Origin of the sequence: Sulfurimonas sp., assembly GCF_041563495.1 — a bacterium.
Lineage (GTDB): Bacteria > Campylobacterota > Campylobacteria > Campylobacterales > Sulfurimonadaceae > Sulfurimonas.
In genome coordinates, this window is the sequence record NZ_JBFFMZ010000002.1 from 117,608 (window position 1) to 130,077 (window position 12,470).

12 protein-coding genes are annotated in these 12,470 nt (G+C 33.7%); 10 read left to right on the plus strand and 2 right to left on the minus strand.

All coding sequences use genetic code 11. The features are described from left to right. Positions 1-7 precede the first annotated feature (7 nt). The 8 genes from gspG (at position 8) to ABYK18_RS02595 (ending at position 8,434) form a co-directional block, all read left to right on the plus strand. Complete coding sequence (gene gspG / locus ABYK18_RS02560) at positions 8-445, plus strand: type II secretion system major pseudopilin GspG (protein WP_373035041.1); 438 nt, start codon at positions 8-10, stop codon at positions 443-445. Further along, on the plus strand, positions 442-975 hold the full coding sequence (locus ABYK18_RS02565) for a prepilin-type N-terminal cleavage/methylation domain-containing protein (protein WP_373035042.1): 534 nt from the start codon (positions 442-444) through the stop codon (positions 973-975). The genes gspG and ABYK18_RS02565 overlap by 4 nt, the downstream gene beginning before the upstream one ends. After that, entirely contained in the window at positions 972-1,370 is a 399-nt protein-coding gene (locus ABYK18_RS02570; protein ID WP_373035043.1) for a hypothetical protein, read from the plus strand. The genes ABYK18_RS02565 and ABYK18_RS02570 overlap by 4 nt, the downstream gene beginning before the upstream one ends. Continuing rightward, positions 1,367-1,885, plus strand: a complete 519-nt coding sequence (locus ABYK18_RS02575; RefSeq protein WP_373035044.1) for a type II secretion system protein J — start codon at positions 1,367-1,369, stop codon at positions 1,883-1,885. Before ABYK18_RS02570 ends, ABYK18_RS02575 begins: the two co-directional genes overlap by 4 nt. 10 nt (positions 1,886-1,895) lie before the next feature. Then, a complete protein-coding gene (locus ABYK18_RS02580) occupies positions 1,896-2,816 on the plus strand; it encodes a hypothetical protein (protein ID WP_373035045.1) in 921 nt (306 codons plus the stop codon). Positions 2,817-2,825: 9 nt separating this feature from the next. Next, entirely contained in the window at positions 2,826-4,937 is a 2,112-nt protein-coding gene (locus ABYK18_RS02585; protein ID WP_373035046.1) for an STT3 domain-containing protein, read from the plus strand. A 250-nt stretch (positions 4,938-5,187) separates the two neighbouring features. Then, positions 5,188-7,551 carry a beta strand repeat-containing protein gene (locus ABYK18_RS02590; protein WP_373035047.1) on the plus strand — a complete coding sequence of 788 codons (2,364 nt, stop codon included), beginning with the start codon at positions 5,188-5,190 and terminating at the stop codon, positions 7,549-7,551. Positions 7,552-7,747: 196 nt separating this feature from the next. Then, positions 7,748-8,434 carry a SapC family protein gene (locus ABYK18_RS02595; protein WP_373035048.1) on the plus strand — a complete coding sequence of 229 codons (687 nt, stop codon included), beginning with the start codon at positions 7,748-7,750 and terminating at the stop codon, positions 8,432-8,434. Here the strand turns inward: ABYK18_RS02595 and ABYK18_RS02600 are convergent. Further along, positions 8,431-9,420 (minus strand): dipeptide epimerase, encoded by a 990-nt coding sequence (locus ABYK18_RS02600; protein WP_373035049.1) that lies wholly within the window; start codon positions 9,418-9,420, stop codon positions 8,431-8,433. The two genes, ABYK18_RS02595 and ABYK18_RS02600, sit on opposite strands and share 4 nt — an antisense overlap. 81 nt (positions 9,421-9,501) lie before the next feature. Further along, positions 9,502-10,632, minus strand: coding sequence for a DUF819 domain-containing protein (locus ABYK18_RS02605; protein WP_373035051.1), 1,131 nt, complete (start codon positions 10,630-10,632; stop codon positions 9,502-9,504). A 65-nt stretch (positions 10,633-10,697) separates the two neighbouring features. Between ABYK18_RS02605 and ABYK18_RS02610 the strand changes: the two genes are divergently transcribed. Further along, the gene (locus ABYK18_RS02610) at positions 10,698-12,068 is read left to right on the plus strand and encodes a DUF4139 domain-containing protein (protein WP_373035052.1); all 1,371 of its coding nucleotides are present in this window, start codon (positions 10,698-10,700) and stop codon (positions 12,066-12,068) included. 20 nt (positions 12,069-12,088) lie between these two features. Then, complete coding sequence (locus ABYK18_RS02615; protein ID WP_373035053.1) at positions 12,089-12,469, plus strand: hypothetical protein; 381 nt, start codon at positions 12,089-12,091, stop codon at positions 12,467-12,469. Position 12,470: the final 1 nt, after the last annotated feature.

Sequence of the window (12,470 nt, forward strand, 5' to 3'; positions counted from 1 at the left end):
AATATACATGAAAAAAACAAAAATGAGAAGTGCCTTCACACTTATGGAATTGATGATTGTTATCGTCATTCTTGGTTTATTAAGTGCACTAGTTCTACCAAACATTATGGGCAAAGCTGAAGATGCGAAACAGAGACTTGTTTGTATTCAAATGAAAAATGTGCAAGAAGCATTAAAATCATTTAAATTTGACAATGGACTTTATCCTGCTACAGAAGAAGGCTTACAAGCACTTATTAAAAATCCTGATGAAAAAAAGTACAAAGGCTATGCAAAGTCTGGTTATTTAGATGGAGAGAATCTTCCTATTGACCCTTGGAAAAACCATTACATATATCTCAATGAAGATGGGGAAATAAACCTTATATCTTTGGGTGCAGATGGTAAGGAAAATGGTAAAGACAACAATAAAGATATTACACTTACGGAATGTAATAAAAAGTGAAAAAAGCCTTTACCTTAATCGAGATGCTAATAGTCTTGCTCTTGGTAAGTATAGTGTATGGTATATATTTTTTTACCATATCCTCATCAGCTAAAGAAAAAAAGTTTTCTCTTATAAAGGTAAAGGAGTTTTTAATCAATGAAGCAAAAGAGCATGGTGACAAACTAAGCATTATATGTAATGGTGAGAATAAGATTTGTTACCTATTAAACTCGAAACAAGAGATAATAAAAGATTTTAAGTTTAAGGAAAATGTAAAAACTTTTTTACTTAAACAAGATGAAGTTCTAGAGTCTGTTGAATATAATAATATTGAACTTAACGAAGATATATATTTCAGGCCGACACTAATTTTTAAAAAATTAACACATGAGCAATTTGAAACTCTTATATACTATACTGATGATGGAAAATGGGTTTATATTAGTCCCTATTTTGACGATGCTAAAGAGTTTATTAACAAAGAAGATATCATCTCTTATATAAAAAAGAGAGATTATCTTCCTATGTATGCAGGTTTAGCAGAATGAGAAATGCATTCAGCTTTATAGAAGTACTTATATCGGTAATGGTTTTAGCCTTTTTAGGAACAGCTCTCATCAAGTTTAACTCTTTCAACAAAAGAGCTATGGAACGCAACATACATTCTCAAGAAATCATCTTGCTCTCAAGTGCCATTTTATCTCGAGAAAATTTAGATAACGAAAAAGAAATGGATTTATTATCTCTTACTGAGTTTAAAAACTTAACAAATGAAGATAGAGAATTTTTAAAATCAATAACACTAAGTATAAACAAAGAGATAGAAGATAAAATATTTTTAGCAGATGACGGTAACGAAAAATTATACTTAGAGTATGGAGATTTAAAAGTTAAATACAAGGATTACACACAAAATTTCTTGTGGATGGGAAAAGCCAAATGAGATTATACGGCTTAAAAAAAGCATTTACACTTATAGAAGTTCTGCTATCTATTGTTTTGCTTGGAATCATGTTTACTTATGTTCACACCATACTAAATTCCATAAAAAATCAAAATAATCACTACTTAGAAAAAGCAGATAAGATTCAAGCAGAACAAAAAATATTTAATATTTTAACCCTTGATATAGCACAATCTATAAGTAATATTAACATCTCACACGCAACTAAATATGATCTTATTGGGTTTAAAACTCAAAATTCCATCTATGAAATCATAAACCCAAATGTTCTGTACTTTGTAAGTAAAAAGGACAATGCTCTTATAAGAGTGGAATCACTAGAAGCACTAAAACTAGATAACAAAGAGCAAATTACTCAGGCTTTTTTATATGCTGATATTCTTACTACTGACACGTTAAGTTTTAAAGTTTCACAAGTGGGCGACTTTGTTACAGTTATGCTTAGATCATCCTCCATAAAACCAATGGTATTTCAGATACCTACAATAAAATAGAGGCTTACAAATGAAAAAAAGAAAAGCTGTGGTCCTCTTTGTAACACTTATGTTAATGCTACTGCTTTTAAGTATTGTTTCTGTTTTTCTTAACAAAACAAAAGAGAGCAAAGATGATGTGACTAGCTCTTTTGCTATGATTCAAACAAATTTTATTATGCACAATCTATTTAAATACCTAAAAACCATAAAGTTTAATGAAGAAACCATTCATTATACATCAATGACCCCAATTCCCTTAAACATTGGACAATCAAATCTTATTTTAAAACTAAACTCAGCACAAAGATATATAAATATAAATGCTTTTGTAAACAGTGCAATAAAAGACAACTTAATTAATGATAAATTTATACTTCTTCTAACAAAGTACAAGCTAAAAGAACCTTACTTCTTTTTAGATTTACTAAAAGATACGGTAGATAATGACAAAGAGAGTAGAAACTCCAAAAACAGTGAGATTATAAAAGCTTATCCTATTTTTAGAAACTCAAAAATTTATAATCAAACTCATTTAGATAAAATCATAGATTTTTATTTTGAGAAAACTGGAGATGCAACAATATATAATGTTCCATTTTCAGAAATATTTAGCTTTACAAACTCCACTGTAGATATAAATTTCCTATCCTATGAAAGTATGAAAATACTCTTTGACGATGCAAATCAAAACACGCTCAAAACAATAGCTGACTATCCTGATGTATATGCAAAACTCGAAGATTTACCCTTTGATCAGTACTATATGAAAAAAATAAATAAAGGAATGTTAGGACATAAGATATCGACAACAACCAATATTTTGAGCATCTCTATAGACATAAATTACAAAGAACAATTCAAATCAAAAATAAATTTTGAGTATAATGCCAAAACGAAAAAACCAAGTAACTATAAAATTGACATAATAAAATTGGAAAAAGCAGATTAAAGGAAAAAAATGACACTAAACAAAAACCAACTAACAATCCTATTTATACTCATAGCATTTACATTTAGTTTCGCAGTTAGACTTATATGGGTCGATGAGTTTAAAGATGTAGAACAATTTAAATTTAACTCTGAATTTATGATAAATACAAATGATGGGTACTATTATGCAGAAGGCGCTAGGGATATATTATCCGGAACCACTCAAGCTAATGATTTATCTCCAGTTTCAAGTGCCGGCTCAATATTCACAGCATTTATTGCCAAAATAGTTCCATTTAGCTTTGAAACTATTATATTTTATATGCCGGCATTTTTTGCTTCACTTTTAGTTATACCTATCATACTCATTGGAAGAAATATTGAAAAACTAGAAGTTGGATTCATTGCCGCTTTAATCGGAAGTATTGCATGGAGTTATTACAACCGAACGATGGTTGGCTACTATGACACAGACTTTTTAAATATAGTTTTTCCGACTTTTTTGTTATGGTCATTAGTCTTAGCCGAGCAGACAAGAGAAGACAAATATTTACTTTTTACAGCCTTGGACATTATAGCTTACAGATGGTGGTATCCTCAAAGCTATAGTTTAGAATTTGCATTTTTTGGGCTCATCTTAGCCTATACTATATACCAATACATCAAAAAGCAAGACACATCATATAGCTTGCAACTTGTCACTATTATGCTATTAGCAATGTCTCAGCTTGATATTACACTTAGAGTATTATTTGTATTTGGATTTTTCATAATTTTTAGACAAGAAAACTTTCATAAATATCTTCTCTTAGCCCTCTTCTCTGCTTTTGGATTATTTTTTATATCAGGTGGATTTGACCCAATTTGGGGACAACTAAAAGGCTATGTATTTAAAGATGCTATTCTAGTTTCAGGAACAGATTTAAAACTAAATTTTTTCTCTGTGATGCAAACAGTAAGAGAAGCCGGACAAATTCCCTTCGAAACTTTTGCAAATAGAATTAGCGGTCATCCTATAACTTTTATACTCTCTGTTATAGGTTATATTTGGTTATCAATAAAACATCCTGTTGTACTTCTTGGTCTTCCTATGATTGGATTGGGATTTTTAGCATATAGTGGCGGATTAAGATTTACTGTTTATGCTGTACCGGTGTTAGCTCTTGGAATTGCTTTTCTCATTGTAGAAATAGGCAATTTTATTAAAAACAATTCTCTAAAATATATTTTTGTTGCTACTCTTACTATATTCGTTCTTATTCCAAATATCCAACACGTAGTGAATTATAAAGTACCAACAGTATTTACTAAAGATGAAGTTTTGGTTTTAGATAAATTAAAAAGCATAGCAGACAGAGAAGACTATGTAGTTGGGTGGTGGGATTATGGCTATCCAATCAGATACTATGCTGACGTAAAAACTCTAAGTGATGGAGGTAAGCATTCAGGAAGTGTAAACTTTCCAGTATCTTTTGCCTTGACAAATCATCAATTGCCAGCTGCGAAAATGCTACGACTTGATGTTGAGTACACTGAGGCTGCATATAAAATGCAAAGCAACAATCCAAAAAGAAACCGTACAAATATAGCAAATATGACTCTAGATTATGGCCTTAAAGATACAAACCATTTTTTAGCAGCTCTACAATTAGACATTAAACTACCCGCAAAAACAAGAGACATCTATCTATATTTGCCAAACAGATTGATGTCTATCTACCCTACAGTAACTCTTTTTTCAAACTTAGATTTAATGAGTGGTAAAAAGGGAACACAACCATTTTTTTACAAATCTACTGTTTTTAAAGAGTCTGCTACATCCATAGACTTAGGAAATACTATTAAACTAAACAAACAAACAGGGAAGATAGAAATAGTTGGAAAGGAATATCCTATTAAAAACTTTGTAAAAACTTTTTATGACACGAAAGGAGTCTTACAAAAACAATTACAAACATTAAACCCATCTGGAAATCTAAATGTAATCTTTATGCAAAACTACAATCAGTTTTTAGTTGTGGACAACAAAGTTTATAATTCCCTCTACGTTCAACTTTTTGTACTAGAAAATTACGACAAAAACCTTTTTGAGCCAACAATTCTTTCACCCCTGGCAAAAGTATATAGATTAAAAATTTAGCTCTTAAGCCTTTCTTTTGGGGCTGATGTTACATTTCAGCACCTCTTCGCTGAATGTTACTTTTATTTAGCATAAAATAACAAACAATTTAAGTTAAACGGAAAAATTTTATGATACACTTACAATAACTTTTATCTATACATCCATAAAATGCAAAAATGTATTTTAGTATGATACTAGTCAATGTAATTTACATCTTACATTTTTTTGTATAGGTAGAATTTGCAAATTCAAATTTTTAGGAGTCAATATGACTATAAACAAATCTTTAATTTCAATCGCAGCTGCTACGTTATTAGCAGCAAGTTTCGTAGGATGTAGTTCTGATGATTCGTCGACAGCAGCAACAACAACATCTACTGCAAGCACAACTGCTGCTATTCAAACTGCTGTTCAAGCGGTGGATGGTTATATCTATAATGCTACAGCAAAAGCTCACTATCTAGCAGAAGACAATGCTAGTATGAAAACTGTTGCTTTGACATCTACTCCAACAACAAAAGAAGTTGTATCAGGTGTTGTTACTTTAGGTTCTTCAACTTATTCATTACCTGCTGATACTAACAGTTCAGTCAAATCTAGAATTAAATTTTTCTCAATTGCTACAAAAGCTTCATCAACTTCTGGTACAGTTTTTACACCTGCTGCTTATATAGAAGCTGATGGAGTAAATGGTTATGATGTTAATGATACTCAATTAGGTACTACAGTTATTTTAGCTCCAGGAAATAGTCCTATCGCTTCACCAATTACAAGTATGATTGTTTCAAATAACGCTGCTACTTTTGGGGGATATGCTGCAGCTGGTGGAACAGTTCCAACTTCTCTTGTAGATCTAAATGCAACAACTTTTGCTGAAATTGAAGCGAATGCTACAAAAATTGCTACAAACCTAGGTTTAACTGGTGTTAATTTACTAACTGCTGACCCAGTTCAACTTGCATCTACTAACCCAACATATAAATTAGTAACTGCTTTATTAAAAGGTGCAGGTGCTACTGAAGCTGCTGCTATCCTTGCTGCTACTCCGGCAACAACATTAGCAGGAACTTTAACTACTCTTGCGTCTGCTATAACAGATGTAAATGCTAAAGCTTTAGCTACTTCACTTGCTGCTTCAGCAACAAATGGTGCTTTCACAACTTCTGATATCGCTGGTATGAATATTGAAAAATCTGTTGTAAACGGTACGATTCAATCTTTAACTCCTCCAACTACAACAGGTAAATTTGCGTTAGATGCTATTGAAATCAATAATGTTGTTTCTTCAACGTTTGCTTCTACAGGTGCTAAAATTGCTAATACTGCTATGCTAGTAGATTTCAATATGACAAATACTGATGGTAATATCTCTAACACTGCATTTAAATTAGTTCTTGCTTTATCTGGTGACAAATCTACTGTAGCTTCTAATGATTCTAATAAATCTGGTGCTATCGTTGTTGAATTACCATTTGAAATTAATTCTACTAAAACAACTTCAAATGCTTTAGCTGTACCTGCAATTGCTAATGGTACATTGATTAAATGGGAAGCTAAAGCTTCTGATGGTAATCAAGTTGTTGCTAAATCAGATATCAATGCTTCTGCTCTTGGTGTAACTGGTGTTGTTACTGCTTCAGGTAATGTTGTAACTGTTGATGCTAAAACATTAATTAATCAAATTGTAACAGCTGCTGATGCTAACTTAACTGGTGTAACTGGTTTATCTACAGGTAATTTAAATGGTATTGCTAACTTACAAATTGCTCTTGTTGATTCAACTGGTGCTATTGTTGGTGTAAGTACTGATGGTGCAAATGCTAGCCCAATTGCTAAGACTTCTATCACAAGTATTACTGGTGGTATATCTGCTACTGAAGCTATTAAAGTTATTAATTTAGGTACTACTGACTTAAGAGGTACTGCTAATACTGCTAATACTGCTCCATCTGTAACAAGCATGGATGGTAATGCTTCTGGAAGCACGGTAATATGGAACTATACTAACGCAGCACCTATAACTAATACTGCATTTACTGTTGTAACTACTGAAGACACTGGTGAGACAAACAATAGTGTTGTTGTTTCTGGATTACCATCATGGGTAACAGTTACTGCTGCTACTGTAACTTCTCAAGCAGCTACAAATAATATGGATTTCAACTTAACAGTTGACTTAAACCAAACATTAGGTGATACAAATACTACATCTACTTGGAAAGTAACTGATGAGTTTGGAAAAGCTAACACAGTTGATGGAAACTTATCTTTCTTCTTTAATGCTTACCCTGTAATTACTGTTCAGACTGATGCTAATGGTTCTATTAGTAACTTCACTAAAGTTAGTGCAACTCACTATACAGCTGATATTAATACTACTAAATCTACAGGTGCTGCTGTTGTATTTAAAGTAATAAATCTAGTAGGTGAAACTAACTCAACAGTATCATTTACTGACCTTAACGGTACAGTATCTTCTGCGATTGCTTATGTTGCAGGTGCTACAGGTGAAGGTAATGTTACTCTAACTGATGTGAATAACTCTAATTCATATGGCGACTTTAATATGACTATTAACGAAGCTAATGGTGCATTATCTAACGTAGTTTTAGATTTTAACACAAGTATATAATCTATAAACCAAAGCTCTTCAAGAGCTTAATCTCATTCCACCTCTCCTGAGGTGTAATGAAGACAAAAGCCTCTAAAGCTTTCAAGCCTCACTTTCTCTTCGGAGTTAGTGAGGCTTTTTTTTTGCTTCTCATTGAACATTAACCTTAATTCATATATAATCCTCACACAAAATAATCATATAAGGAAACTAACAAATGTTAGCGAATGTCTTTAAAAAACCAGAAATATTAAACAAAAGTCTTCATAGAGACTTAAAACTCTCTCAATACGAAAATTATGAATTTGCAAAAGATGCATATTTAGTTCCCATATCTATTGAGGAGATGCTAGTTGCGATGAAATCTTTGATAATAGTTTTTGTAAAAGATGAAAATGCAACTGTACTGCCTAGCGTTGTGCTTGGTGGAGAAGAGAGTAAAAACCTTTTGCTCTTGGAAGACAATACCTGGAAAGAAAATAGCTATATTCCTGCAGCTTTAAGATGTTATCCGTTCGGTTTGGGAATGAGCGATGGCAACAATTTTATAACTATTGACACTCAAGCCGAAGCTCTTAAAGATGAGAAAGGAAAATTAATCGTAAAAGATGAAAAAGACCTTACTGAAGAAGGTAATTTTGCTGTTAAGTTTGTTACGGAAGTATATACAAATATTAACAACGCTAAGAATTTAGGTGCTTTTATAGAAAGCTTAGGGATATTAAAACAAGCAGAGATTAACATACAAATAAATGAAGAAAAATATTCTCTCAAACATGGGATTTATGTCATTGATGAAAATGCTTTAAATAAACTAGAATCGAGAAAATTAAAAAAATTAACTACAAACGGATATATGAAGCTAATATATGCACATCTTTTTTCGTTAAACAATAGATATTAGATAGGTACTATTTCAGAACCTCTATACTCAAACTCTAACTCATCTGATGGCTCTTTGTAAAGCAAAGGGCTGTCTAAATCTATGTACGATATAACATCACTGTATTCTTGTGCCAAATTCAAAGCCGCATTTATAGATATGGGACCTTCTAACATCGAGCCTAACATACATTTCACGCTGTTTTTTCTTGCAAACTCCAAAATCTCTATGGCTTTTGTAACTCCACCACACTTCATAAGCTTAATGTTTATCATATCTGCACAAGCGTACTCTACAACCGTTATTGCATCTTCTAGTGTAAATACCGACTCATCTGCAAGTATAGGGACATGTGAATAATCCGTTATGCATCTAAGCTCATGCAACTGTGAAGCTCCGACAGGCTGTTCTATAAGTTCCAGCTTAGCGTCCAAGGTCGCGTCTATGTACTCCATAGTGCTCTCCTGCGTCCAGGCTTGGTTTGCATCTATGATAAGTTTGGCATCTAGGTCTGCAAGTCTTTTGGTAACTTCTATGGCGTGTTTTATGTCTGAACCAAATTTCACTTTTAAGATTTTCATACCCTCTGCCACGGCTTTTTTAGCGTCAGTGAGCATCTCATCTGCATCTTTTAGACTTATAGTTATATCTGTTTGAAGCGTAATGTCTTGTTTGTCTTTTTCATCGCCAAGCAAAGAAAAAAGAGCCATATCTATAGAAGCCTTAGCACTGCTTCCCATCTCAGCCTGATGCAAAACTACAAGAGCATCTGAGGGAGTCAAACCTATGAGTTCTTCTTTTATAAACGCCACACCGCCCAAGATGCTGTAAATATCTTCTCCAGTAACGGCCTTCGTAGCAGGTGCTTCGCCGTAAGCAACACTGCCATCATCACAAGTGATAGCAACCCTTACAAACTCGACCGTGTCCACCCGTCTAAGAGCGGTGATGAAAGGAGTCTTTAAAGCTATCTCTCTTACTTGTGTAGTTATGTCTGCTATTTTCAAAATGGACTGATCCTGATGTCGATAAAATTTTTAACTTTTACTATAGACTAAGTATATAGTAATAAACTTTTGTTTTATTGCTTACTTCACAATCCCCATCAAAATATTTCCAACAAGCAAACCGCCGAAAGTTCCTATGAGATAACCCATTATTGCCATAAGAACTCCGACACTTACCAACGACTTGTTGTAGGTCGCGGCTAGTATCGGTGCAGATGCGACTCCTCCTATGTTTGAAAGAGATGCAACGGCTACACTGAACAAGTCAAGCTTAAATATCTTCGCTCCGATGACCATGATAACAGCATGGATGACCAAGATGCTAAAACCTGCAAGCACATAAACACCGACATCACTGAAGTTGTCAAATACTGCTTTTGAACCTATGAGAGCTATTAGAATGTAGAGCATGGTAGATGCAACTTCACTAGAACCGTTTAACTCTTTTAATCTTGTGAATGAGCCTAAGACTCCAAGCGTAGATGCAAGCAAAACTATAGTCGTTGTCCTGTTTAGTATCTCAATGTTTTGAGCGATAACTTGGGAGAGAAGAGATGCTCCAATAGCCAGAGCTATAAGAAGCCAATACCTTGGTGCTCCCATGCTGCAGGCACACCCTATCTCACCAATATAAGCAATGTTTTCATCACTCTTTGTAAACTTGTTAAAGAACTGTGCAAACGGAACTAAAAACAGAAGCAACATAACCCACAAAGTGTAGTTTACACTGTCGACTATTAGTGCATAACCAAACGCTTCTTGAGACACTCCAAGTGCAGAACCGACAGCTATCATGTTAGCAGTTCCACCCATCCAGCTTCCCGCAAGTGCCCCAAAAGCCGCCGCTGAGTCTGTGTCAAACCCAAAGACAAACGCCACTATAACAAAACCAAACGCTATAGAGAGAACCGCTAATACGTAAGAGATAAGCAGAGACTTGCCAAGCTTAAAAAAGTGCCTAAAATCAACCTGCAAAAGCATAAGAAACAGCATCGCAGGAAGCAGGTTTGTCTTTGTAAGTTTATAGATAGCATCTATCTCTTCGTTTTTCTCAAACATCCCTAAAGATGCGAACAACATTGAAAAAGCGTAGATAAACACAACCGCCGGAATATACTTAAAAACCTTCCATGTAGTCTTTGTATCTAGCTGATGAAAGAGCGTAGCAAGAAATGCCAGAGAAAAGAGATATACCAAAGGAGATGCAATCATTATTACCCATTATTTTTTTTGATAGTGTAACATATATGTACTCATAAGTACTCAAAGGACTTACAATGAAAAGATTCTCCTTACTTTCAACTTCACTTGTGCTTCTTACAAGTTCACTCTTTGCTTCATCTCTAAGCCCAAAACCTGAAAGCTCATCACTTATAGTCTATAACGGCGGCATAGGACTTGTTCATGAAGAAAAAAAGCTAAATGTGCAAAGAGGTGATAAACAGATAATTTACAAAGATGTCGCAAGTACCATAGAGACAGACTCTGTAAATGTAGTTTTGCCCAACTCTATTAGACTTTTTTCTCAACAATACCGCTTTGACAAACTTACAATGTCTAAACTTTTAGATGCCCACATAGGCAAAAAAGTTAAAGTTGACAAGGTGAATTGTAAAACAAGAGAGGGCAGCCTGGGCTGCAAAAAATATGTAACACTGCTTTCACATACTTCAAACAACTCACTTGTAAGAGATGCAGGCAATGAAATCATCTCTGTTTTAAGTAAAGATATAATATTTGAAGCTATTCCTAATTCACTTATTACAAAGCCCTCTCTTGTATGGAACATAAATACCAAAGAGAATCTTGAGACAAAAATGAACATAGATTATCTCATTAGAAACCTATCTTGGAAGAGCGACTACATATTAAACCTTAATGGTAACAAAGCAGATTTAACCGGCTGGATAACCATAGACAACCGCTCCGGAAAAGCTTATGAAGACACAAAACTTTATGTACTCGCCGGAGATATAAACAGGGCTCAAAGACCAAGACCAGAGTTCAGATATGAAAAAGCAATGGCAATGATGCAAGATGCACCGGCTGTATCTCATCAGGCATATGAAGGTTACCATTTCTACAGCGTTCCTTTTAAAGTCAACTTGGCTAACAATGAGAAGACTCAGATAAAATTCATCACCCTAAATGATATTCCTATAACACGTAAATACTATGCTGTTCTTTCAAACCCGCTATACCTGCAATCAGAGCGCAAACACGGCGTTACTCAATTTATTGAAATAAAAAAACTTGACATTCCACTTCCAAAAGGAGTCGTCAGGACTTACTCAGAACTAAATAAGCAAAACATTCTTTTAGGTGAGAGTTCGCTTGAACACACACCAAAAGAGACACCCGTAAAACTAACTATCGGCAAAAACTTTGACCTCAAAGTAAAAGAGACCATACAAAAGCGCTCCGATACTAAAAACTATCTGGATGCTACGGTGATTTACACTCTCAAAAACACTTCAGAGGAGAAGAAGACTATCGAACTTCTTATACAGTTTAACAAAAATTCAACAAGCACCATAGATACAAAAAAATCTTACACGTTTAGAAATGGAAATCAACTATCATTTAAAACTGTACTAGAGGCTAAAAAAACAGAAAAATTCACTGTTCATTTTAGAAGCAAAAGGTAAAATTGGGTAAAATAGCTACTATGATTCTACATGAAATTACAAAGAAAAAATTATTACAAGAACCATTAAGTGCCGATGCTTTAAGACTTGCACGCGCTATTTATAACACTTACCTGGAAAACGATAAAGAGTTGTTTATGGAGATAAAGATAAAAAATATTTTTAATCTTTTGAAACTCCAGTCCAGTAAAGAAGCTCTTAAATATGTAAGATATCTTCTTGAAGAGTTAAACGAACCTCTTTGTGTGACAAACTTCAAGTTTTATGCAAAAACATATCCTATGAGATTTGTTGTATTTTGTAATTATAAAATAAAAGAAGAAACTATGGAGATAGAACTGAGTGAAGAATTCTTGCAAGTAGAAGAATTTTATATGTTAGACCCATTTTTAAAAGGATAAT